This is a genomic window from Stratiformator vulcanicus (assembly GCF_007744515.1).
GTDB classification, from domain to species: domain Bacteria; phylum Planctomycetota; class Planctomycetia; order Planctomycetales; family Planctomycetaceae; genus Stratiformator; species Stratiformator vulcanicus.
In genome coordinates, this window is sequence record NZ_CP036268.1 from 2,879,176 (window position 1) to 2,903,313 (window position 24,138).

Annotated in this window: 17 protein-coding genes and 1 tRNA gene; 13 read left to right on the forward strand and 5 right to left on the reverse strand. The window is 56.8% G+C overall.

The window, feature by feature from the left end; genetic code table 11:
* From Pan189_RS11285 to Pan189_RS11330, 10 genes are all read left to right on the forward strand, one after another.
* Complete coding sequence (locus tag Pan189_RS11285) at positions 1-918, forward strand: prepilin-type N-terminal cleavage/methylation domain-containing protein (RefSeq protein WP_310820343.1); 918 nt, start codon at positions 1-3, stop codon at positions 916-918.
* Positions 915-2,495, forward strand: coding sequence for a type II secretion system minor pseudopilin (locus tag Pan189_RS11290; protein ID WP_145364022.1), 1,581 nt, complete (start codon positions 915-917; stop codon positions 2,493-2,495). Before Pan189_RS11285 ends, Pan189_RS11290 begins: the two co-directional genes overlap by 4 nt.
* Before the next feature lie 54 nt (positions 2,496-2,549).
* Entirely contained in the window at positions 2,550-4,031 is a 1,482-nt protein-coding gene (locus tag Pan189_RS11295; RefSeq protein WP_145364023.1) for a type IV pilus biogenesis protein PilM, read from the forward strand.
* Between the two features lie 15 nt (positions 4,032-4,046).
* A complete protein-coding gene (locus tag Pan189_RS11300; protein ID WP_145364024.1) occupies positions 4,047-5,444 on the forward strand; it encodes a hypothetical protein in 1,398 nt (465 codons plus the stop codon).
* Between the two features lie 343 nt (positions 5,445-5,787).
* A complete protein-coding gene (locus Pan189_RS11305; RefSeq protein WP_310820344.1) occupies positions 5,788-9,747 on the forward strand; it encodes a secretin N-terminal domain-containing protein in 3,960 nt (1,319 codons plus the stop codon).
* Between the two features lie 56 nt (positions 9,748-9,803).
* Positions 9,804-10,838: a hypothetical protein gene (locus Pan189_RS11310; RefSeq protein WP_145364026.1), complete on the forward strand. Its 1,035-nt coding sequence runs from the start codon at positions 9,804-9,806 to the stop codon at positions 10,836-10,838.
* Positions 10,839-11,048: 210 nt separating this feature from the next.
* Complete coding sequence (locus Pan189_RS11315) at positions 11,049-11,387, forward strand: zinc-binding metallopeptidase family protein (protein ID WP_145364027.1); 339 nt, start codon at positions 11,049-11,051, stop codon at positions 11,385-11,387.
* Positions 11,384-12,796, forward strand: a complete 1,413-nt coding sequence (locus Pan189_RS11320) for an ATP-grasp domain-containing protein (RefSeq protein ID WP_145364028.1) — start codon at positions 11,384-11,386, stop codon at positions 12,794-12,796. Before Pan189_RS11315 ends, Pan189_RS11320 begins: the two co-directional genes overlap by 4 nt.
* Before the next feature lie 55 nt (positions 12,797-12,851).
* Complete coding sequence (locus Pan189_RS11325; RefSeq protein ID WP_145364029.1) at positions 12,852-14,000, forward strand: M20 family metallopeptidase; 1,149 nt, start codon at positions 12,852-12,854, stop codon at positions 13,998-14,000.
* 229 nt (positions 14,001-14,229) lie between these two features.
* Positions 14,230-14,985 carry an FRG domain-containing protein gene (locus tag Pan189_RS11330; RefSeq protein ID WP_145364030.1) on the forward strand — a complete coding sequence of 252 codons (756 nt, stop codon included), beginning with the start codon at positions 14,230-14,232 and terminating at the stop codon, positions 14,983-14,985.
* 407 nt (positions 14,986-15,392) lie between these two features.
* Here the strand turns inward: Pan189_RS11330 and Pan189_RS11335 are convergent.
* Positions 15,393-15,466, reverse strand: a tRNA-Arg gene (locus Pan189_RS11335).
* 230 nt (positions 15,467-15,696) lie between these two features.
* On the opposite strand from Pan189_RS11335, the gene glgC reads away from it, so the two are divergent.
* Entirely contained in the window at positions 15,697-16,926 is a 1,230-nt protein-coding gene (gene glgC, locus Pan189_RS11340; protein WP_145364031.1) for a glucose-1-phosphate adenylyltransferase, read from the forward strand.
* A 338-nt stretch (positions 16,927-17,264) separates the two neighbouring features.
* Here glgC and Pan189_RS11345 read toward each other — a convergent pair whose 3' ends face one another.
* The 4 genes from Pan189_RS11345 to Pan189_RS21380 all read right to left on the reverse strand — a co-directional run bounded on the left by Pan189_RS11345 (position 17,265) and on the right by Pan189_RS21380 (position 20,222).
* The gene (locus Pan189_RS11345; RefSeq protein WP_310820345.1) at positions 17,265-17,645 is read right to left on the reverse strand and encodes a branched-chain amino acid aminotransferase; all 381 of its coding nucleotides are present in this window, start codon (positions 17,643-17,645) and stop codon (positions 17,265-17,267) included.
* Positions 17,646-18,007: 362 nt separating this feature from the next.
* On the reverse strand, positions 18,008-18,361 hold the full coding sequence (locus Pan189_RS11350) for a hypothetical protein (RefSeq protein ID WP_310820346.1): 354 nt from the start codon (positions 18,359-18,361) through the stop codon (positions 18,008-18,010).
* 572 nt (positions 18,362-18,933) lie between these two features.
* Entirely contained in the window at positions 18,934-19,290 is a 357-nt protein-coding gene (locus tag Pan189_RS11355; RefSeq protein ID WP_145364032.1) for a hypothetical protein, read from the reverse strand.
* 449 nt (positions 19,291-19,739) lie between these two features.
* Positions 19,740-20,222, reverse strand: coding sequence for a hypothetical protein (locus tag Pan189_RS21380; RefSeq protein WP_310820347.1), 483 nt, complete (start codon positions 20,220-20,222; stop codon positions 19,740-19,742).
* 414 nt (positions 20,223-20,636) lie between these two features.
* Here Pan189_RS21380 and Pan189_RS11365 point away from each other — a divergent pair, with 414 nt between their 5' ends.
* Together Pan189_RS11365 and Pan189_RS11370 are read left to right on the forward strand one after the other, a co-directional pair.
* Positions 20,637-21,929: an NAD-dependent epimerase/dehydratase family protein gene (locus Pan189_RS11365; protein ID WP_310820348.1), complete on the forward strand. Its 1,293-nt coding sequence runs from the start codon at positions 20,637-20,639 to the stop codon at positions 21,927-21,929.
* 126 nt (positions 21,930-22,055) lie between these two features.
* On the forward strand, positions 22,056-24,080 hold the full coding sequence (locus Pan189_RS11370; RefSeq protein WP_145364033.1) for an ArnT family glycosyltransferase: 2,025 nt from the start codon (positions 22,056-22,058) through the stop codon (positions 24,078-24,080).
* Positions 24,081-24,138 lie beyond the last annotated feature (58 nt).

Consider the following 24,138-nt stretch of genomic DNA (forward strand, 5'->3'; position numbering starts at 1 on the left):
ATGCAATCTCACCCCCAATTAACTCATCGATCACCCGGCGGCTTCACGCTGATCGAAGTCGTGCTGGCTCTCGCCCTGACCGTCGTTTTAATGGCGGCGATTCTTTCGGCCTTGGAACTGAATCGGCGGCTCGTCATGACGGGGCGCGAGGAGATTGAACGGGCTCGCATTGCCCGGGCCGTATTCCAACGCATTTCTCGCGATCTGCGATCGGTCACGTTCCGCGTCGATACGATTGCCGCCGAGGAGGATGGGGCGGTCGTCGACTCCGCCGACCCCGCTGCTGCGGCGGGAGAGGACTCTGAATCGACGACTGAAGAGGAGCCCGAGGAGGACGAGGCAACGGTGATCGGCGCCGTCGATCCGGAATCATCACTGCTCGCCGCATCGGGAGGTTTGACCGGCAGTACCGATGCGCTGGTGATGCAAATCTGCCGGCCGCCGCGGCTTAACTACCGACTGTCCGGAGCCAATGGCGGCACTTCGCAGGTCAGTGAATTGCAGTCGGTCTCCTATTTTGTTGCCTCGCCCGGCGCTGGTGGACTGGCGGGAGCCGTGGGCGATGCCCGCGCGGAAGTCGGCCTTTCGCGGCTATCAGGAGATCGGCTCGCCATTGAACAAGCCGATGTTGAAGGCAATCTCGGACTGCTGGCCAACGCTACGGAAGTCCTCGCACCTGAGATCACCGCGGTTTACTTTCGCTATTTCGATGGCGCCGGCTGGGTCGAAGCGTGGGACTCCTCTGTCACCCGCAACCTGCCCGCGGCAGTCGAAGTCACGTTTGTATTCGAGGCCGAGGACCAGTCTATTGAAACGACAGGGTTCTCACTCGATACGGACGAGTCTTGGCGCGGCGTGATCGCGCTGCCTCTCGCGGGCGCCTACGCGGCGGAAGCGGTAACGGAGGTGACGCCGTGAAAGCTATCGCCCTTTGCAAAACTTCCGATCGCTCGGGCATCGTGTTGCCGATTGTGCTGATCGTCATCGTGATGTTGTCACTGGCGGCTTACACCTTCACAGACACATCGGTCAGCGAACGCGAAGCGACCGAGATGTACCGGCGAAGCGTCGAGGCCAGCCTCGCGGCTGAGTCGGGTGTGGAACTCGCACGGGCCTGGCTCGCCGACCCACAAGATCTGCGAATCGAAGAACTCGCCTCGAATGACTCACTCTTTCACGCTGTCCTAACCAAGCCCGCCGCAACGGCCAGCGGAACAGGACGGACGAGTGTGCTGTCGCTGGTGCCGCAGCAGTACGAAGACCCGCTGATTCAATTTGGAGTCGCCAATGAGTCGGGCAAAATTAATTTAAACGCCCTACTCGACCTGCGGCTTAACGAGGAAGAACGCCGCAACATGCTGCTCCCGATCCCGGGCATGACGATCGAGATCGCCGATGCCATTCTTGACTGGCTCGACCCCGATGCGACACTCCGCGAGTTTGGGGCAGAGGGCGAATACTACTCTACACTCAGTCCCCCTTATTCACCGAAAGACGGTCCCGTCGACGTGCTCGACGAACTGCTGCTCGTGCGCGGCGTGACACCGGAATTGCTATATGGTGAAGACCTTAATTTGAACGGCGTGTTAGATCCTAATGAGGACGACGGGGCGGAAACGCTTCCACTCGATAATGCCGACGGCATTCTCGAAACCGGTTGGCGCTTCTATCTGACGGTCCATTCACGCGAGACGAATCTCCGCGCCGACGGGTCGACCAAAATCGATGTCAACGGCAGCGATCTCGCAGCGCTCTACGACGAACTCGAAATCGAGTTGGGTGAAGAGATTGCGAAGTTTGTTCTCGCGTTTCGGATCAGTGGTCCGCGGGTGGAGGGCGGATCGCCTTTCGGTCGCCGTCGACGTGGCGGCAATTCAAACACGCAAGGTGAGACGCGTGGTGGAATCCGCATCCCCTCCCGGGCGAGGTTCCGCATCCGCTCGCTTTACGAACTTGTCGCCGTACAGGTCGAAGCTGAAATCGACGGCGCGCGAACAACGCTCGACAGTCCATGGCCGGCCGAACCTTCGACATGGGAGTCAGCCTTTCCGATTCTCCTCGACGCCGTGGGCCTCAGCGCGGAACCCTATATCGAGGGGCGAATCAACATTAATCACGCCCAACGCGAAGCACTGCTCGGCATCCCCGAAATGACCGAAGAACTGGCCGATTCGATCGTCGGTACCCGACTCACCGCCGGGCAAGGATGGACCAGCGGCGACGCCACGCCGACAACCGCGTGGATGGTAGAGCAGGAACTGGTGAACCTCGAGCAAATGCGGGAGCTGGATCAATACATCACGGCTGGCGGCGGAGTCTTTCGACTGCAAAGCGTCGGTACCTTTGATGCAGGCGGACCCGCGGCCCGGCTCGAAGCGTTGATTGACACAACGCAATATCCACCACAATTAATATTCGTGCGAGACCTGAGTGATTTAGGGCGAGGGTATCCCCCCGAGTTCTTTCGGCCCGTCGCCGAACCGGTGATGCGGTAAGGCAGAGTATTAAATCCCATTTGAGTCTTCTGACTTCAAAGCGTTTAACGACACATGGTTCACCCACTTGGTATTGAATGGCATTCGAACCGCCTCGTCTGCATTGATCGCGATGCGGAGGGTGGACCGATTCACGTGCGGCACACATTCCATGCGGAAGTCCCATCGCAAGAGGGAGAAGAAGCGTTCGTTCTATTACTAAGTAGGGAACTTAAAGAACGAGGCATGTCGCCGCGCGACGCCGTCGTCACCGTCCCGAGAGAAGATGTCGTCGTCCGGAGATTAGAACTCCCCAATGTCCCGGACGAAGACCTTTATGCACTCGTCGAGATGCAGCTTGCGACGGTCTCAGCGATGCCGGTCGATCAGATTGTCTTTGACTACATCCCCTGCGGGTCTTCGCAAGATGGCGAAAGTCGATACGTGCTTTCGGCCGCCATCACACATACAACATTGGCGGCAATCTGCGTGGTGCTGTCGAAGGCCGGGCTCACTGTTCAAAGCATCGGTGTCAGTACGCTTGATCTTCTGACAGGTTGCCTCGGTAAAGGCGTTTTTAATTCAGCCACAGTTCCAGCCCTTCTGGCGTGGCACCGCAGCGGTCGATTCGAAGCCGTGGCGTATGACCATTCGGGGCCTCTATTAATTCATGCCGCCGAGTTGTGGGACCCAGACGAAGCCCCGAACGACCGGCTCCTGTCGGCCGAACTCAATCGCACATTCGTATTGTGCCAACAATCGTTGCACGAACAGCCCATCGCAACCGTCCATTTGATTGGCGATTTTGATGAGGCGGTGCGAGGGATTTTAACAACTCACTCGGATATTGCTCTCAATTTCATCGCGATCGAAGACCTCGTTGACTGCGAATCTGAAGACCATGAACGCGCCCTTAATAATCTGCCGGCTGTGCTTGCCGGCATAGAGACGGCTGACAAATTCAACCGCTTTGATTTCCTTCACCCACGAAAACCGAAGCCGAAGCCCGATCGAAGGCGGCTCTATCTCGCCTCTGCCGCGGCAGGCCTCCTATTGATGTGTGTTGGGCTCTACGCGTATGTCGCGGTTAGCAGCGGGGATTTGCAGGCTGAGATTGATCGTCTGAACTTGGATATTTCAGATGTCGACGCCGTCCTGAAGCGGGGCGAGCCGACTATCACTTCGGTCGAAACGATCGATGTCTGGAGAGAGGACGAAGTCAATTGGCTGTTCGAACTATCAAGGCTGGCGGAGCGGTTACCGGGGACCGACCGTGTTTATTTGCTTGATTTAAGGATCAATCCCGTCGGCGGCGATGCGCTCGCAACAATTCAAGGGTCGGGCCGGGCGAAGAATCGACGGGATGTCGAAGAGACGTACCAAAGTCTTTCCGATGCCGGTTATCGCGTGCGTCCCAAACAAATCGACCTGACGCGTAGCGACCCAGATTACCCTTATCGATTCGAAATTGATGTCCAGGTTCTCGAGTCGGACACCGGTGCGGACGAAGCCGTCGTTCCCGGCGAGCCGGCAACGCAATCGGTCACACAGAGTTAACGATTGAATTATTAAATGCAAACTCGCGAAAAGATCCTCGGCATCGTCTTTCTGCTTGGCCTTCTGGCCTGGCAGGGCTGGCCGATGTTCTATCGCAATATCTTCGGCCCGCTCGATGAACTTCGAAGTACACGCAGTGCCCTGAAGTCGGAATATGAGCGCAAGGAAGATCGGCAACTCGCGCTGCTTCGCATGACGAAGGAACTTAAAGATTTGAAAGGTCGGAGCCTGCCGCCGGAGCCGCTTGATGCCCAGAGGTTGTATCAACAGTGGTTGACGGACCTCGCGCAATCGAAAGGCTTTAAGCAACTCAAGGTCACCCCTGAAAACCGTATCTCTCGCGGGACGGTCTATGTCGCCGTGCAAGTCTCGATCAGCGGGCAGGCAACGACGGAGGAGCTAACCGATTTTCTCGTTAGCTTTTATCGGGTCGGCCTATTGCAACGGATCGCGCGACTCGAATTAGGCGGCAGCGGACGGACGAGTTCATCGCCGTTGATCGTCACGCTGCTCGCCGAGGGGGTTTGTCTGACCGATACGCCCGACCGCGTTGCTCTTTTCCCGCAGACGACACTGGTTTCGGAAGTCGATACCGAATCGAAGCAATTAAATTTGGCAAGCACCGACCTGCTGCCGGATGAACTGCCCGCATTGATTCAGATCGCTGAAGAGCGACTCGATGTCATATCGGCCGAAGGCTCAGTGGTCGAAGTGACGCGCGGAGTCGATGGTACAGAACCGTCCGCCCACGCCGCGGAAACGGCCGTGCAAATTTTGCCAGCCGGTTCGATCGATGCAGAAGCGGCAATTATGGCCGCCAGGGATATTCGTGAGGCCCATCCGTTCGCGCTCCCGACAGTTTTTGACCCGCGATTCCGGGTTACCGGTAAGGTTGCCGTTCTTCGTACTGACGACGAATGGTCACTCGACGTTTCACTTTCGGGTGACGATCCTTCGCTGCCCGAGCCGGACTACAGTCTCGAGTTCCCCGGTGCATCGCAGCCAGCTGGTCTATCGATTGGGGAAAGCGGTGTCCTGAGATGGACCGGACGCACCGAGGTCGATCCGGGGCGGTACGAGGTCGAGATCATTGCTCTTCGGGCCGGTGAGGAACCATTACGCAACCGCCTCTCCGTCGAACTTACCGATCCGCCCCCGGCGGCACCGCAGGGCGACCCGGCCAGGGACATTATCCTCGTCGGAGTCGTCGATCGGGACGGAACCCGCGAGGCTTGGTTCTTGAACCGCAAATCTGGCCAACGCTTACGACTGAAATCGAGCGAGGAACTGCCGGTCGGCTCCGAAAAATGGACAGTCGTCGATGTTCGCGCGAGAGAGGTCGACCTTGCGTTGGACCAAACGAAGCGATCAATTCGGCTCGGCCAATCGCTTGCCGAAGCCAATTCTCAGTGACCGCTGGTCAAAACGTATCAAACGTTTTCGCACGCCTCGCTCCCCATGCGTCGAGCGCCGCAAAGTGCTTCCCGTGCTGCCGGCGACTTAACATGCTACGAGACAATGGCTTGTGTCACGTTTGGCGCGCGGGGAATCTTCGAAAAAAACCTTCGCATTGAAAGGAGTTTTGTGGACTGACGGGTCCGGTTGTGACGATCAGGAAAGATAGGTCATGCGCCGCTCTCATCGGAGTGCGCTCAGGCTTCCTAAGAGAATCGCAATGGATCGCCATCAATACGGATCGTCGCAACAGTCGCGAAGAGACTCCGGGATGCCTCTCCTTCGACATCCCGATTGCATAATGGGATTAGTCGCAGCCGCGCTATTTCTTTGCTCGTCAGCAGTGTTGGCCGAAGACTGGGAGCCGCTGAAGACGACCTCGCCGCCGCGAGAAGAGCCGTCCGAGCCGATCGTGAGAATGACGTTCGCCAACCAAGGGTGGCCGTCGGTTCTCAGAAGCATTGCGGCGCAAAGCGACTCACATTTGGTAATGGACCGAGCCCCCGGTGGACGCTGGTCGCGCACTGACCTGCACGAATACTCACGCGGCGAAGCGGTTCGCATCATCAACCGCGAGCTCGAAGAGCAGAACTTCCGGGTGATCGAGCAGGGTTCGTATCTCGTCGTCCTCGATCTCACTAGTCTGCGGGCCCGTTACCGTCGGCCTCAATTGTTGGGAGAATCGAAGGCGGCCGCCGATCGATTGCCGCCGGCAGGGGAAGCAGGGCAATACGACGTCAAACGCAAAAGCAATCGACCGATGCAACGCCGAACGACGGTGTCGCCGATTCGGCCGGTGGGAACGACAAACGAGTTCGAGTCGAACGCGGTTAAAAATGCGGCTGTCGAGACCGAAACATCGGGCAACGACATCGGTAATTCGGAACTAGTCACAATCGCGGTCGAACCAAACTCCGATCCGGTTCGATTGGCAAAGAAAACACATCGAATTTTCGAGTCGCGTGCCAAACTGGTCAACACTGGTGTCGCCGGGCTGCCCTCGTTCGAGGTCTACCGAACGGCTCAAGAGACGCAATCGTCTGAAGCGGCATCTTCAAAGCCGCTGTTCGAGGTCGGCATCGACGAATCAGGCGGTCGGCTCGTAATTAGAGGACAACGGGCGGAGACCGATTCTCTCTTGCGGTTGCTCGAAGGACTTGACGCTCCGTCGACGCCAGGCGGCGAGGTCTTTCGCGCCACGAGTTCCGAAACCGGTGGCCGGAAATTGGCGACCCGAGTCGGAACGCTCGTCGCACAATTGCAGCAGCAGGGCGAACCCGCTCGACCGGGCACAGCGCCAGGAAACGATCGCGGGAACAATCCGTTCGAACCGGAGCCGTTCTTCGAAACGCAGCAAAATTCGCAGCAACAGCCAGACGCTTCTCCGTCGCGACCGAACGAAGACACGACGGCAATTCCCGCCGATACCGACGACCCCAAATTAAAGTCTTTAATTGAATCGCTGCGGGGCGACGTCTCGGTTGAGGCGGTGCCTGATCTGGGCGTTTTGGTTCTTCGTGGTAACGAAGCCGATGTCGAAGCGGTCATGGAAGTCGTACGCACGCTGGAGCAGGTCAGCCAGGGTGCGGTCCCCAGTATTCATCTATTAAATCTAAGGCATGTCGACTCTCGAGCGATGGCTGAACTGCTCACAGCGGTCTATGAACAACTCTCGACGTTGCGGGCCAGAGGCGGAGATGTCCGTCAGACCGTAGCTGCGATCCCAGTGGTTAAGCCGAACGCCGTCATCCTGATGGCGAACGAAGACGACATGCCCCCATTGCTGGAACTGGCAAACGAACTCGATCAACCGGTCCGACCCGAAACTGAATTCGAAGTCTTCTATTTAAAGAATGCGGTCCCCGCGCAGGTCGAGGCATTGCTGGAAGACTTTTATGCAGAGCGGGGCGGCCTTGGCACTCGCGTAACAATCACTCCACACATTCGAACCAACTCGGTGATCGTGCAGGCTCGACCTCGTGACCTCGATGAGATCGCCGCACTTATTAAGAAGATCGACCGCGGCGAGTCCGAAGCGGTCAGCCGAATGACTGTATTTCCGCTGAAGCACGCCGTAGCGATCGAACTCGTCGATGTCGTCAACGCCACGCTTCAAAACGCGATCGGCCCGCCGACGCAACCAACCGGAGGATTTGGGGGAGCGGGTGGCGGAGCCGCCGGGGCGACCCAGTTAGATCAGCAGTTCCGCGACGCCCGTGCGACAGTGCTGGAGTTCCTGTCGCAGGACGGCGAATCGGGGCGGCTCGTGCGATCAGGCATTCTGGCGGATATACGCATCACCGCCGACCCGCGGACCAATAGTTTGCTCGTGACAGCACCGGAAAATAGCCTGGACCTCATCGGAGCAATCATCCGGCAACTCGATCGCCCATCGGAAATGGTCGCTGAAATTAAAGTCTTTACGCTGGTCAATAGCGATGCCGCAGCCATGTCGGAACTGCTATTAGATTTGTTTAATGCAGAGACGCAGGCGGGCAGCCAGCAGGGCGGACTCGGCGTGCAAGTGGCCGGCGCATCAGATGCAGGCAGCGGACTGATTCCACTCCGCTTTTCAGTCGATACCCGCACGAACAGCATCCTCGCAATTGGAGGACTCGACGCGCTGCGCATCGTCGAGGCCATCATTTTACGACTTGACCAGTCGGATGTCCGCCAGCGGAAGACGACCGTCGTTAAACTTCGCAACAGCCCGGCCCTCGAAGTCGCGACCGCCATTAATGAGTTCCTTCAAGGACAGCGTGATCTTGCAACCGTTGACCCAGAACTGATCAGCACCGTCGAGCTCTTAGAGCGCGAAGTCATCGTCGTGCCCGAGATTGTGAGCAACAGCCTTCTGATCAGCTCGACGCCACGATATTACGAAGACATCTTAAATCTGATCGCGCGACTCGACGAAGCCCCGGCTCAAGTCAATATCCAAGCCCTGCTCGTTGAGGTCGAACTTCAAAACACCGATGAATTCGGCGTCGAACTCGGACTTCAAGACTCAGTCCTGTTCAATCGCAGCGTGATCCCGGCTGACGGGATCACAACCATTGCCGAGACCTTTACCTCTCCGAACGGCGTTCAGACGACGACGCAACGGGTCGTCACGCTCGATGCTCAGCCGGGGTTTCTGTTTAACAATCAGCAAGTCGGAACGAACGTCACCAACAACACTTCGTCGGTCGGAACGCAGGGATTAACAAACTTCTCTCTCGGTCGAATTAATGGCGATCTGGGGTTTGGCGGGCTGGTTCTCGCCGCGAGTTCCGAATCAGTCAGCATTTTGCTGAGGGCCCTGGCATCCAAACGTAAGGTCCACATCCTGAGCCGACCGCAGATCCGAACGCTCGATAACCAATTGGCCGAAATTCAGGTCGGCCAACAGGTGCCGGTCGTTCGCGGAGTCACCGTCAGTGCTGTCGGGCTCGCCAATCCGGTCGTCAATATTGAAGACGTCGGGATTATCTTGTCGGTCACGCCGCGGATCAGCCCCGACGGCACGATCGTCATGGAGACGATTGCCACGAAGAGCGCGGTCAGCGGAAACGGAATCCCGATCTTCACCGATGTGAATACGGGCAATGTCGTCGAATCACCGATTATTGACATCTCGACGGCCCGCGCGACGGTCAGCGTCGGCAACGGTCAAACCGTCGTGCTCGGCGGAATGATCACAAAACGTGATGAATCGCTCGAACGCAAAGTACCGTGGCTCGGCGACATCCCGATCTTAGGAATTCCTTTTCGGTATGACGGCGTCGATACGCGGCGGACCGAATTGCTGATCTTTCTGACTCCACGCGTGATCCGCGACGAATTCGACTCAGAACTGATTAAACGGGTCGAGTCGGAGCGGGTTCACTTTATTGAACGCGAGGCCGAAGAAATTCATGGCCCGCTCTATGCGGTGCCGCCGGAGGAAAGCGTCTACGACTACTGTCCGCCTGAAGCGGCGGAATTGCCGGGATCGGGAGAATATGCCCCGATTGTCGAGTATCCCGACATTCCCACAACGCGAATTGAATCGCCACTGGCTCCTCAATTTCCGCAGATGATTCCGCAGCGATCACCGACGCGAATTGACGAGTCAACGGTGCCTGCACCGGCGCCGGTACTCTCACCAGAGCCCAGGCTCGTTGAGCCTTCGCCCAATGAATCCACCGTGTTCCCCCATGCAAGCCAAGATGGGGCCGGGAGTGGAGTTGAACCGTTCGCTACAGAGTCAGGAGCAGGTCGCACGACGCTTGACGATTGAGAAGTACGTTGGGCTTCGATGGCAGATCAATTATCGTTTCGATAGAGCGCGAAAAGATGCCGAATCATAAGTTGAACACACGGCCTCAAACGCCCACGCGTGTCGAGCGATTCAACAAGCAGCCGCTCTTAATCGTTGCTGCGCTCTGCGTAATGAGCCTATGCAGTTGTGCCGAGCTCAGTTTCTTAAGACTCTCCAAACAGAAGGTCCCGCACGAAGCCACTGCCGCCGACCCGGCGGTCGAGTGCCTGTGTGTCTGGCAACCTGCCGAGGGAAAAGGAGTGAACGGACTTCCCACCCGGGGATTCGCCGGGCAAATTTTATTCTTCACGCGATCAAATAATACACCGGTATCGGTCAACGGGCAGTCACGGATTTATGTGTTCGATGATGGCGGTACCCCGGACGAACAGGTGAAACCGCTTCATCAATTCGACTTTGAACCTGGTGTTTGGGACGCGCACCTGCACTACGGAATGCTCGGTCCCACTTATAATGTCTTCGTCCCTTATACCCGCGAGGGAGACCGTACGGCGAAGTGCCAGCTTCAAGTCCGATTCACTCCGTCCGATGGCAGCCAGCCATTGTTCTCCGAGAAAGCGACGATCACGTTGCCGAGCAAGCATCTGACAAAAGATGATTGGGAAGGGGCCACTACGCCCAAGCCCGAACTCTCTGGAGAAAACGGAGAAACGGGGGAGATTGCCACCGGAGTTAAGACAGTCTCTCTTCGGGCCGGAAGCGGAACGATCGAACCGGATCTGACACTTTCAGAACAGCCGAACGACCAGAGCACACAGACACTGGCCCATCCCAGAAAAGAGCCGCACACGTCTGCTTCTCCCATTCAACAGACGGGATTTAAGCATGTACCGGCGGCAACCGTCACGCGGCATCCCGCGAAGTCATCAGTGCCAACCGCTCGGCGACGTATGCGAATACCCGCGACAATGGACAACGCGCACGACTTTACTCGCTCGTCTCATTCTTTAGACGACGACTCCGAAAGGCCGGTTCTCCCAACGGTGCGATTGGGACAGAACACCAGCCAGCATCCGCTTTTGCGTACTCAGAATGTAGATCGAAAGTGAGGAGATGATCTACAAACAGCGATGATTGCCGCGCAGCCTGTCATGGTTCTACAATGCAACAAATTGAACCATGTCGAGAATTCCGCACAGTTTGGTAATTCTCTCCTAGCGTGACCGAAGGCAATCAGATTGAACTCCATCGCAATAGCGTCCCTGAGATGCCGACTTGAGCAAAACGCGATTCGATCGATCGCGTTCATTACAATCATAATGCTCTACGCGACGGTCCTGCCTGCCGGGCCGGTTGAAGAATGGGCGGACGAAAATCTGACAGACGTCGTCAAGCTGTATGTCGAACTCCACAAGTCGCCCGAACTCTCCTTCCACGAAGAGCAAACCGCGGCCCGGCTCGCCGATGAATGGCGATCGCTTGGGTTTGAGGTGACCACCGGTATCGGCGGGCACGGCGTCGTCGCTCTGATGAAGAATGGCAGCGGCCCGACTGTGATGCTGCGTTGCGACATGGACGCACTTCCGGTCACGGAGCGAACCGGGCTGCCGTACGCTTCGGAACGGACTCTCAGCCCGGCTGATGAAAGAAGAATGTGACCACAGCATCGCCTGAAAAATCAGACGCCTTTAGTAAAGCGGAGTTTGTTGATACCCGAGGCAACCTCCCGCCATTGTGGTCTCGGAAAGTCATCTTCTTCGCGAACCTGCTCGGCCTGTTCTACGGCAACGAAGCAGAGACTGCCGCGCTGCGTGACGAGGTCGGAGAGATCGACTCTTACGGGGGACGATTAATTCCGATCCTCAATCTCCTGTTCCGCGGCGATGATAACCTGCTGCTATTAGAGCGCGAGGCGAGCGAGGAACACTGTCGGTACCTGCGCGACGACCTCGGGCTTTCGCTTCCCCGGCTGCATGTGATGCCGCACGATCAATACTTGGAGCTGAACCGCCATCTCAAAGAGCAGCACTCCGCTAATATTGCGGCATTGCTCGATGTCACCGGCCGACACAACACCGACTGGATTGACGGCTACGTAACCGATGAAACCCTGACACGTGTGGCGGAGCACTTAAATTGCCGCACGATCAGCACGATGGCCGCCAGCCGCGACGGCAACAATAAATTACTGCTTCATCGTTATCTTAAAGAAGCCGGGTTGCCGACGATTGAAACGTTGGAGGCGAATTCTCGCGACAACGCCATTCAAGCGGCCAAGCAATTGCAGCAGCGCGGGTTCGGGTCCGCGGTAATTCGATCCCAGATCGGAGCCTCCGGCATCGGGACTTTACATGTCCGTCCGCCTTATGATCAGAGTTCGTTTCCGCCTATTCCGGAATATTATTTCTATGAGGGCCCGTGCATGGTTCAGGGCTGGCTCGGGAAGGGGACTATGGATGTCCGGCACGTCCACAGTCCCAGCACGCAGATTTTTCTCGACGAGTCACGAGTTTACGCGTTTGATTTGACAGAACAGATCCTAAGCGACGAGTCGGTCCACCAGGGGAATGAGTCGCCGCCGACCTATCTTGCAAGGTTCCCCGCCCTGCGTGAAGAAATGATGCGACAAGCAGAGTCAGCCGGTGGTTGGCTGCATCAAACCGGCTACCGCGGGACGGCGAGTATCGATTGGCTGGTTGTCGAAAAAGAGGGTCGATCGACACCTGAAGTCTATGTGTGCGAGATCAATGCCCGAGTTACTGGAGCGACCTATCCGTCGCTGTTGGGTCGACACTTCAATCCGAGCGGAGCGTGGTTATTGCAGAACCTTCGACTCGGGGTGCCGGCGACGGCGGAAGACCTGCTTAAGATGTTGGAGCAGCCCGGCCACCTGTATCATCCCGGTAAAAATGCCGGCGTACTCCCACTCAATCTTAATTTCGGGAAGGACAATCTGGTGCATAAGGGCCAGTTTCTCTGCCTCGGCCGCACTGTCGAAGAGTGTCATCAATTTCTCTCCCTGGCAGAACAGGACATGCCGGTCACGTGGAACCGTGATCGTGATTAATCACGAACTCTTCTCGTGAGCAGCCTTGGTTAAGGACAGCTTGAATAAGGACAATATGAGCAGCAGCGACAACGAACTTCGATCCCGATTAACCGCGCTGACACGGGACCTCGTCTTAATTCCCAGTACTGACAGTCGACCGCGAGAGCGGAAGCGATGTTTCGAGTTCCTGCAAAATCACTTGGAGCAAGGCGAGGGAATCCGCACCGACTACTTCGAAAGTCGCGGATACCACTCCATGGTCGTTAGGCCCGACGGTGTCGATGAACCCGACGTGCTCCTTTGCGGACATATCGACGTTATCGAGCACTCCGATCCCGACTGTTATCACTCGAAACTTAACGAGGGGAGAATTTACGGGCCCGGCACGGGAGATATGAAGGGCCAGATCGCGATTCTGGTCGAATTGCACCGCGCCCTGCACACGGCGCACCCGGGGTTATCGTTAGGATTGGCATTAACATCTGATGAGGAGCGGGGAGGCTTCGACGGTATCCGCTACCTCATCGATGAAGTCGGACTGCGGTGCGGCGTCGCCATCATCCCCGATGGCGGATCGCTGAATGATGTGACAACTGAGGAAAAAGGTGTTCTCCATGCCCAAGTGATGCGAAGCGGGCATGAAGCCCATGCGGCGCGCCCTTGGCTGGGTGACAATGCGCTGGAATCGCTGATTCAAAGTCTTTCTCGATTAAGAGACCATTTCGATCAGTATTGGCCTTCGGAATCGATCGAGGAACAGGTCAATCACTGGTTCCCGACCTGTTCGATCACCATCTGCTCGACCGAAAACACAACGCCGAATCGCATCCCGGAAAAAGCGACTGCCGTGCTCGATATTCGCTTCCCACCGCCATATTCGGTAGAGAGCGTCATTTCGCAGGTGAGAGACGTGCTCGGTCCGGAATGTCTGTTGCAGCCGCTCATGACTGCGGAGCCGACACACCTCGACCCCGACCCATTGTTTTGCAAAGCGACGGAAGAAATGACCGGCAATTCTGTGCGGCTCGTCCGCGCTTCGGGAGGAAGTGACGGCCGGTTCTTTCGACAGCAGGGCATTCCCGTCAATCTTTCGCGACCACTGGTTGGCAACCTGCACGCCGTCGATGAATGGATCGAGATCGACTCAATGGTCCGCTACTACCGCGTCTGCGAATCTTATATTCGGCAAAGGCTTGCCATTTCAATTAATGGGATGGGCTGACGGGAAGCATGCTTAGTGCGGGTGACCATCGATTTTTGGCACCGTTGCCTGCAACTGGAAATCTGCAAGTGGCTGTCATTGCAACGGGTTAGGGTACGAGCCAAAACAAAGAGGAGAAGTTGGCCGGTCGATTGATTGCCGGCTATCGTACTTGGCTGGGATTGTTTATTCGAGTAATTCGCGGTAAAGCCCAAATCTGTGCCATCAGACTACGAAAAGAGTGACGAAAATGAAAATGCCAGAGAGTACAATTACAACAATTCCACAATTCCTTTCTGGAATAGCTGACTATCCAAATCTTGCTTGGATTTACCGAGGGCAGGGAGATGCGTCGTGGCCGCTGATTCCGAAAGCGGGACGACCGAAGTATTATTTAAGAGAAACCGGAAAACCTGCGCTCGCTGGGTTACCTCCTCGGGATTTCGGCAGATTCAATCACTGGCGGAACTTGGCAGTTGCTTACACGAAATCAATGCCGGAAAACGATTACGAGTGCTTGGCGTTTGCGCAACACTATGGGCTTGCAACCCGATTATTGGACTGGTCTACCAATCCGCTTGTGGCATTATACTTTGCCGTCGACTCACAGACCGACGCAGACGCGGCCATTTTTTGCTATACGCCGCAATGGCACATTGATACAGCGACGGCTAGCCTTGGAGAACGATTAGATGTTGGACAGATTACGCCACCGCCGATCGACTCTCGCATTCTGGTGCAATCAGGAGTTTTTACATACCATCCGGCGCCGAATGAACCATTGTTACCCGGCGAAATAATTCATGATCTTGGGCTGCTAAGACCAACCCATGGGATCGACCTTGTTCGATTTCTTGTCCCTTCAAAAATAAAGCCAATACTCAAACGTCAATTGTCTGAAATTGGGGTAAATCGCAAAGCAGTTTTCCCAGACCTTGAAGGGCTTTCAGAATTCGTAAACTGGGAAACTTCTAGAGCTGCAAGCACGAAGTCGGAGCCAGATTGAAACTTAAGAGGGTTTCATGCCTGATGACTTCTTCCGCGAGCCTGCGTCGCGCTTTCACCCGTCGATTTCGCTCAGACCCCTCTTGTCGAGCCTGCGCCGAGTTCCGGGAGATTCTTTTCGCGTTCGGTGGATCGGAGGTTGATCTGATCCCGCGTGGGTCAGACCATTCCGCAGAACCGAGGCGACAGCCCGAGCGCGGAGTGAGACCGGCCAGTAGGACAACGCTACCAAGCTACAGCAAGGTCGACAGCCGAAGGGCAAAAATGCGTCCGGCGGGCCCGCGCGTTTCCTAGCGTCGAGGCATCGGTGCGGCTCCGTCGGGGAAGGTTTCTGCGTAAGCTACGGAGAAACGCGATCACTTTGGCTGCCCTGCCGACAGATCCCAAATCAAAGGAGCGCAAAGAAAATACACCCCAGAGGATTCGAACCTCTAACCTTCGGTTCCGTAGACCGATGCTCTATCCAGTTGAGCTAGGGGTGCAGCAACGTATGTCGAACAATAAGTCTTGAGCCGATTCTGTCAAGCGTGGGCAGGGGCGACCGAAAGTTTTGCCGATCTGCGGACGGACACCGAGAACGTCGGCGAAGTTCGATCAAACCGCCCGCCGGGGTAGGAATCGGCGAGAATTCGTTGGATACTAGGGTTCGAAAGACACGAGAGTTCGACGGACACGAGTCGGTCGCAAACGCAAATCGACGGAGACCGCAGGGATGGCGCGGATTGTTACGCTGGTGCTGGCAGGGGGCAAGGGAACCAGGCTGGAGCCGCTGACCCGGGATCGGGCGAAGCCGGCAGTGCCGTTCGGAGGGGCCTATCGGATTATCGATTTCGCCCTCTCCAACTGCATCAACAGTGGGCTGCGGCGCATCCTGGTGATGACGCAATACAAAGCCGCCAGTCTTGACCGGCACCTCAACCTCGGTTGGCGATTTTTGTGCCGGGAACTCGACGAGTACATCGACGTTCTGCCGCCGCAGCAGCGGATCGACGAAAAATGGTACCAGGGTACCGCCGACGCCGTTTATCAGAACATTTACACCATCGAAAGCTGCCGTCCAGATGTCATTCTGATTCTGTCGGGTGATCACATCTACAAGATGGATTACTCGGAAATGATCGAGCAGCACATCGAATCGGGGGCCGAGGCAACGGTCGCGTGCATTCCGGTGCCGCTCGACGAGGGACGCGAATTTGGGGTGATGCAGATCGACGATAGCCGAAGGATCGTCGAATTTGCCGAAAAGCCGGCCGATCCGAGACCGATGCCGGGAGACGATGAGCGGTGTCTCGCCTCGATGGGGATTTACGTTTTCAACGCGCGGACACTCTTCGAAGAGCTGGTTCGCGATGCGACGGAGCCCGGCACTTCGCATGACTTCGGCAAAAACATCATTCCGCGGACGATCGAGACCGGGAGCGTGCGGGCGTTTCCTTTCCAAGACCGCAACACCGGCACGCGGGGTTACTGGCGTGACGTCGGAACACTCGACGCGTTCTATGACGCCCATATGGACTTGGTGAGTGTGTCGCCGGAACTGAATCTCTATGACCAGGAGTGGGAGATCCGAACGTTCCATCCCAATTTTCCGCCGCCGAAATTCGTCTTTGCGCAAACGGCCGGAGAAGAACCGCGTGTCGGCGAGGCCCACGACAGTCTCGTTGCCAGCGGGACGATCATCTCCGGCGGACAGGTTTCGAAATCGGTCATTTCTCAGGACGTCCACATCCATAGCTGGGCAACGGTGGAAGAATCGATCTTGTTTGAAGGTGTCGAGATCGGCCGACATGCCAAGGTCCGGCGAGCCATCATCGACAAGCGTGTAAAGATTCCCGAAGGAGCCGAGATCGGCTTCGATCATGACGAGGACCGTCGCCGCGGCTTTGCGGTTTCTGAAAACGGCGTCACGGTGATCGGCAAGATGGACGGGTTTGAGCTTTAAATAGCTTTTATTGAAGCGTCCGCAACGTGCGATCGAGGCAGTTGTTTTCTGCGCAACGCAGCCGGTCGGTTATGTCCCTTGCTTGCGCTGCGGGCTTGTTTGATTGTTTTTGTTTTTCATTGACACGTTCGTAGGCGCAAAAAAAAGGCCCCGCGGATATACCGCGGGGCCTTTAGACGTGGTCTGCAAGTCACCCGTTGCGACCGGCGGGCCACGCCGTCGCGAGGCTACCGTCGCCGTGGGGGCGTTTAACTGCACCTTGTCCTCCTGACACGACCATCAGCGACGGTACAGGGCAGCCCCTCAAAACTCCTCTAAATCGCAGGAGATGACTTGAATTATTTGCCTCGGCGACCACCTTCAGGTCCGCCCGAGCCCGGTCCGTTGACCCGGTCAACCTTGATGCCGCCACCGTTGGTGAAGATTACGGCACAGTCACATTCGTCCGACCGGTCCTGGAAGCCGAAACCATCGGTGCAGGCGTTGCCGTGCTCGTTGTGGAAGCCTTCAACATGGAAGGACTGACTGACGGCACCGATCGCACTGGCAACATCGGCCAGTTCAAACACGACGGCTTTGGCGACAGCGTTCAGACCGACGACGACAGACAGCACAGCGATGGTCAGTACAAGAACGATTTCGGCACTGAGGATCACACCGGCCTCATCGTTCCACAGGTTGGTCAACAGCGAGTTCGTCAGGTTGAGTTCAGTCTTCATTGTCTTTTGCCCTTACGCCGCATTAAGAAATTGTTCTTGTCCGGTCGGGCCGATCCACTCGACTCCGACAGGACCGCCTCGCGGCTGGCGGTCGAGAGAGGGTAAAAGCAAGGGCGGTGCCAAAGTGTAAAGCGGAACGTTAAAAAAATTGATCGACGTTCACCTCGCCTTACAAAACACTGAAAAACTTAAGTTCGAATAGTTTTCGAAGTGTTAAACTCAACGCTCCAGACCGAGGGTTTGATGTTCCCTTAAGGCATCATGTGGTGTTGCCACGTGGGAAAAAAACAACACCTCGCAGCGGTTTCCCACTGCGAGGTGTCGAGGGTAGTCGTTGTTGCAGGGACAACCCTGCCGTCAGCTTACGGGGTGCCGGTGCCTGCTTCAGGACCACCAGCTCCGGGGCCTTCGCCCGGATCCTGAACCTTCACGCGGGGACCCGGCGTGACGAGGATCGCACAGTCACATTCGTCAGCCTGATCCGAGAAACCGAATCCGACGGTGGCGGCGTTGCCGTGCTCGTTACGGAAGCCCGTAACGAAGTAAGTTTGATCGACGGCACCGATGGCCGAAGCGACATCGAGCAGTTCGTTGTTGACCGACTTGGCGACGGCGTTCAGGCCGACAACCACACCGATGACGGCAATGGTCAGAACGAGGACGAGTTCAGCGCTGATGATAAGACCAGCTTCATCATTCCAGAGAGTACGAAACATTGTCAGAATTCCTCAGTTGTGAGAGAGACCGTGTGAGAGACCAGGATTGCGGACTCTGTTTAATCCAACGCGTCGTCCGCGGACGCATCGGCGAATCGAAATTAACGCGGACGACAAATCGCCCGTGGCGAGACGCCGGCCAAAGCGTCTCTAAACCCTTGCAAGGTCTAGCCGTGTCCGGCGAACCGTGACATGACTTTGTGCTGCGTAAGCAACATGTTTCCGAAAAGCATCAGGCGTGCCGAACCGTTGCCGTACTGCCACATCGACTCGCATTCGGTCGAGGCCGTGGGCGCTTAAAGCAATCTCTTGAATAGGCTTACGGCTTTGTGCTGTGGCTGTTTCCGTTTCGCCACCCGGCGGCGCTGCGACGTTCGTTCGTCAATGCGAGCTAACGGACTGTCAATGCCGGCGTTCATGATCTGAACGGCAGGGCGGAATGAAACGAGAAATGAAGCAAGAAAGCATCGCACGACCTTGATAGGCCGTGCGATGCTTTTCCGATCCTGGTCCGATCGGTCTACGTTCTCAGCTCTCACACTGATGACGTATGCAGTTCAATGGCAGTTGAATTAACGGCCACCGCGAATCGCCCCGGCTTCAGGCCCACCGGAACCTGGGCCGAAGACGCGATCGACTTTCACGGCCGGGAAAGGCGTAATCAGGACGGCACAGTCACATTCGTCAGCCCGATCGGCGAAACCGAAACCCGCCTTGCCGGCGTTCAGGTGCTGATTGAAGAAGCCCGAAACAAAATAGCTTTGATCGACGGCTCCAATTGCTGAGGCGACATCCATCAGCTCGTGGTTGACCGACTTAGCGACGGCGTTCAGGCCGACAACGACGCCGATCACTCCGATCGTTAAGACGAGGACGAGCTCCGCGCTAATGATCAGACCAAGTTCATCGTTCCAGAGATTACGCAACATGACAGTTCACCTTTTCGAGAGACAACCGGGTTGAGAGAGACCGCAATCGGACCTTGCTTCTGCTCCGCCGGCGGCCCGAACCGGCAGGAAGCGTTCATTGCCGCGTTACTTGGGCGGGCTGACGACAAGGCCGGTCACTTTCTGTCGGCTTTGTCGACTGAACGATTTTGGGATATTGCAGTGATCGTGCCGGTATCGCCGGATATCTGCTCTGAAGTGGTTGCGCCCGGCGACGTATTCTTCCTATGTCTCTTTAGCGACTCGACTTACATCGGTTTGCGGACCTCGTAATCCGTCAATGCCTCACAGTCAGACTGACAGTCAGTGTCGAGATTACGAAACGAATCGTTATATCCGGTATTAACGTTTCGAAACAAAAAAGCGGCTGCCGGTGGCCGGCAGCCGCTTCGCATTGCAATCGCCTTAAGATCAGCCGAACGAGCCAGCCTTCAATGCTTGACCGGTTCGTCAGCCGGGACCGGCTCAATGTCGCAGCCGTGGCAGGGACCGATTACTTCCTCACAGTCCAGGCAGGGCGCGACGTCGTCATGCAGCATCGGCACGGGGCTCTGAATGGCATCGTTCGGCGCGATCGGGTGCTGGATCGCTTCGCCGCGACGGAAAGCTCCATCGACGACATTGCAGCTTCCTGAAACCACAGCGGCGCAATCACATTCGTCCGCTCGGTCGACGAATCCGAAGCCCGCTTTACCGGCGTTGCCGTGCGAGTTGTAGAAGCCGCTCACGTAATAACTTTGGTCGACCGCGGAGATCGCCGAGGCGACGTCCATCAACTCGTGGTTGACGGCTTTCGCGATGGCGTTAATACCGACAACGCACGCGAGCACGCCGAGAGTAAGAATCAGAACGAGTTCGGCCGACAAAATGATTCCGGACTCATCGGCCATCAGGTTTCTAAAGAGTTTCGACATGAGTTGTTCCTCAGCGGTTAGGTAAATCCAGTTCGAACCACAGGGACACCCCGCGGTCGGTTCTCTCTCAGCGATCAGGTCTGCGTCCGCCCAAGCCGAAGCAGTGGCGCTTTCGCACACCCGACCGACGGGCGACCCGCCGACAAAAGCGGTGGGCCGCGACCGACGGTCGGCACTTCCACGAGTGGTCTCTCAGGTCACCCATGGACCTCTGGCGGTCTCTCAGGCAGCCACGTGCACTCGCATCCGCACATGAACCAAACCCGAGCGGGGACGCTCTCACACGGCCCCGGTCTCACGACACCGTTACAATTGGCACAACCCGTACCAACCGCAGAATCCGTGTAATCGTTGCACACGGAATAACCGGAACTCGGGCCATATATCCAATCAGATAAACCACTTACAAAGCCGATGTGGAAAAGCAGTGCGATCTCACTCGCTTGCAGCGGCAAGAAAACGTCAACGTGGCTTTACAAATCGAGCGACGCTTCGTTTCGCAATTTGAACGAAGCTCAGATCAGCGATCGGATCGCGTCTTCGCGAGAGCGTGTCGGCAACGAACACAGCCGGTGCGGCACACCGTTCAGCCTGTCGCCTGTCGGGGGAAAAGTTGTTCGGCTACACTCTTGTGGGGTCGTTCCACGCGGCTATTACCTCCGCCGATTGGCGAACTACCTCGTCAGTCTTTCATTCCGTCCCGACTTTTTTTCCGTTCCGAACTGCAACTGGAATACGATGTCTCGCTGCCTGGTTACCGGCGGAGCCGGCTTCATCGGCTCACATTTGGTCGAACGATTACTTGATCAAGGTCATTCGGTCGACGTGCTCGATAACGTTTCGACCGGCGATCTGGTCAATCTGCGAGGAGTCGTTGATCACCCGGAGTTTCGATTCTTCCAAGGGTCGATTACCGATCCGATCGCGGTCACTGAAGCCGTCCGCGGCGCCGACGTGATCTACCATCTCGCGGCGGCGGTTGGGGTGAAATTGGTCGCCGACGATCCCGTCCGTACGATCGAGACCAATATCGATCCGACCGACGCGATGCTGCGACTCGCGGTGCAGGGGGGCCAGAAGTTTTTCCTGGCCTCAACGAGCGAGGTTTACGGAAAAAATCCCCGCGAAGTTTGGTCTGAGGTCGACGACCTTGTGTTCGGCCCAACGACAAAACCGCGCTGGGCCTATGGTTGCTCGAAGGCGATTGATGAATTCTTGGCCTTGGCTTACCACCAGAAATTCGGGCTCGATGTCGTCATCGGACGGTTCTTCAACGTCGTCGGACCGCGACAGGTCGGCGACTACGGGATGGTCGTGCCACGTTTCCTGGAGAAAGCGAAGCGAGGCGAAGAACTGACCATTTACGATGACGGGTCGCAGGTCCGCTGCTTCGCTCATGTGCGGGAAGTGGTCGATGCTGTGACCACGTTAATGGAGACTCCCGCCGCCGTGGGTGAAGTAGTCAACATCGGCAGCGACCGGGCGGTGAGCATCAAGGAATTGGCCGACGCCGCGATCCGCGTAGCGGGATCCGACTCGAAGGTTTGCTACAAAACTTATGAATCGGCTTACGGTTCCAATTTCGAGGACATCCGCCGTCGCGTGCCCGACGTCTCTAAATTGGAAAGACTGACGGGGCAAAAGCCATCGATGCCGCTCGACGAAATCCTAAGTGACATTCTCAATACGCCCGTTAATGGAAAATGACTCGGTGTCGCCGGGCTTGTCGGTTTAATGTCGCATTGCGATGCCGGATGGAGTCGCGATGGCGTCGAAATGGGTCATTGACGATGAAGTGATTTTCCACAGCACCGAATTCGCGAAAGGCATTCGATGCCGACAATGACGAAATCGGGCGAATTGATCTCCGATGCCCGCCTGATCGCGCTGGCCAGACAGCGCGATGTCGAATTATTTCGTCCGCTCAACGTGCGCAGGCGACTTGATCCGCTGATCGTCTTGTTGTGTACGCTGCCCGCGCTGGTCGCCTTAACGGGTCGGTCGATCGACTTGAGCGAAGCAAGACATTTGCTTCCTTACGCAGTCGCCCTTGCCGCAGATGGCGACTCAAAATCATCAATAGACGCCCCATTTCTTTCTCCCTCACACGGCAGCGTGGCCGCCTGGATCGAGGCGTCCGCGATGCGGATCACGGGAGTGGTTGTCAGTCCGTTGGCGTTTCTCCCGTCTCTGATCGGTGTTATTGCGTCGCTCGTCATTATCGGTCGACTCGGGCGAATATTGTTCCGCACGCGCGGTGGCTTCTTTACCGCACTGCTCGGGGCCAGTTCGCTCCCACTGCTCGCTCAGGCCCAACGACCGATCCCAAACTCGTTGGCAATCGCCTTCGCCTTGGCATCAATGATATGTGCGGTTTCATTCTGCTCCGATAAGCCGCGAATTCGACGCGCTCTTGCCGCAGTCGCATCAGGATTGTTCATCGGCCTCAGCACGCTGTTCAGCATGTGGGCCGGGCTATTCGCTGCGTTAGCGACCACGGTCCCGATCCTATCGATTCTCATCTGGCGTTTCGGCACGACCCCTAACGCCGAATTGACTAATCCACAAAGCAAATCGAAACCGCTTAGTAAGAGCGGCCGTATCACTGGCGAACAGTTGCCGGAAGCGTCTAGTTTTGCGTTTGGGCTGATTACGATTGCCGCCGTTGCCGTTGGTGTCTCCGCTGTCGGCTTCGCCTTAATTCCCGCGCCCTCGCAGGGGAATAAACCCACACTTCGTTCACCGGTCGAACTCTCCTCACCCTCAGTTTCCCTTGTCAAACCTGCCGAAGAATTTGACCTTTCTGAACGACTTCGAGGTCAACTGGATCGATCGCCTGCCATTCGCCAAATCATATGGCTGCTCGGATTCATGCTGATCGGGGCCATCGGCATCAGCCGCCGCACAACCAGCGGGGTCGGGACGAGGGCAGACACTGTTGTCACGTCGATTCTTCTCGCAGCAATCCTGATCGGCGTTATCGAACTGGCCGTTGGCTCGGTCAGCCGATCGACGTGGCCGATCATCGGCATCGCCGTCGCGTTGCTGGGCGCGTCCGGTATCGAAGACATCGCCAATCGTCGCGTGCGAGCGGAACTCGCGGTTCTCGTCGTGATTTCGCCCGGATTAACTTTTGAATTCTTTCAAGGGATCGTCGGTGCATTTCCCTTTCCGGACGCAACGCCGGTCATCATCGGGTCGTTCCTCCTGTCCGTGTTATTTATTCTGATTGGAACCCGACTCCTGTTCGGGAACGCATCGACGACCGATCCCTTCCGCCGAAGCGTTACATCGGTGACCGTATTCGCCACGGTCATCGTCTCGATCGCCACGACGTACCCCTCACTCCTTTCCTCAAACCCACAGACCGTGCAACTCAGATCAGTTTCTGAGGCGCTCAAAGAAGCCGGTCGCGACCTTGATTGCTGGGTCATTGGCGGCCCGACACTGCCGCCCGACTTCCTGCTCGCCGCGTGGTCTACTCGTACGACCGGAGAGGTCCGAGTAATTTCGTCAGCCGCAGAAATCACGTCCGACATCGACAGTACATTTGCGATCGCTCGCTACGGCATTCGCACGCGGCGTCCGCTTTTAATCGGCGGCAAGATGGTTCGAATCGATCTGGTGGGACGGCCGCTCTTTTTAAGAGGCGCAGAGATTCATATCGACGTCCGTCGGGAGCAATCTTCCGAGTCAGACGCCGTCGTTAACATTGATCGTCGAGCTGACGTTCGTCGAAGGATCATTCCGGAGCGGGAGTCAGAGAGCGTCCAAAAAATCCTTCTCGAAAATGTGGCCAATGTAGCCGACGAAATCGGTAAAAACGTCGATTCAGCCGTTGTGGCTTCGGGCGAATAACAATATTGAAAACGCCCGAAATGGAACAGCCGGGCGAACACTTCTCGCGGCTAAGAAT

Excerpts from the sequence above, each read along its gene's own strand:
- Pan189_RS11285 (WP_310820343.1), top strand. The coding sequence starts at position 1 with ATGCAATCTCACCCCCAATTAACTCATCGATCACCCGGCGGCTTCACG.
- Pan189_RS11300 (WP_145364024.1), top strand. The coding sequence starts at position 4,047 with ATGCAAACTCGCGAAAAGATCCTCGGCATCGTCTTTCTGCTTGGCCTT.
- Pan189_RS11355 (WP_145364032.1), bottom strand. The coding sequence starts at position 19,290 with ATGTTGCGTAATCTCTGGAACGATGAACTTGGTCTGATCATTAGCGCG.
- Pan189_RS11370 (WP_145364033.1), top strand. The coding sequence starts at position 22,056 with ATGCCGACAATGACGAAATCGGGCGAATTGATCTCCGATGCCCGCCTG.
- Pan189_RS11345 (WP_310820345.1), bottom strand. The coding sequence starts at position 17,645 with ATGAAGACTGAACTCAACCTGACGAACTCGCTGTTGACCAACCTGTGG.
- Pan189_RS11325 (WP_145364029.1), top strand. The coding sequence starts at position 12,852 with ATGAGCAGCAGCGACAACGAACTTCGATCCCGATTAACCGCGCTGACA.
- Pan189_RS11315 (WP_145364027.1), top strand. The coding sequence starts at position 11,049 with ATGCTCTACGCGACGGTCCTGCCTGCCGGGCCGGTTGAAGAATGGGCG.
- Pan189_RS11330 (WP_145364030.1), top strand. The coding sequence starts at position 14,230 with ATGAAAATGCCAGAGAGTACAATTACAACAATTCCACAATTCCTTTCT.
- Pan189_RS11350 (WP_310820346.1), bottom strand. The coding sequence starts at position 18,361 with ATGTTTCGTACTCTCTGGAATGATGAAGCTGGTCTTATCATCAGCGCT.
- Pan189_RS11305 (WP_310820344.1), top strand. The coding sequence starts at position 5,788 with ATGGGATTAGTCGCAGCCGCGCTATTTCTTTGCTCGTCAGCAGTGTTG.
- Pan189_RS11365 (WP_310820348.1), top strand. The coding sequence starts at position 20,637 with ATGTGGAAAAGCAGTGCGATCTCACTCGCTTGCAGCGGCAAGAAAACG.
- glgC (WP_145364031.1), top strand. The coding sequence starts at position 15,697 with ATGGCGCGGATTGTTACGCTGGTGCTGGCAGGGGGCAAGGGAACCAGG.
- Pan189_RS11310 (WP_145364026.1), top strand. The coding sequence starts at position 9,804 with ATGCCGAATCATAAGTTGAACACACGGCCTCAAACGCCCACGCGTGTC.
- Pan189_RS11295 (WP_145364023.1), top strand. The coding sequence starts at position 2,550 with ATGGTTCACCCACTTGGTATTGAATGGCATTCGAACCGCCTCGTCTGC.
- Pan189_RS21380 (WP_310820347.1), bottom strand. The coding sequence starts at position 20,222 with ATGTCGAAACTCTTTAGAAACCTGATGGCCGATGAGTCCGGAATCATT.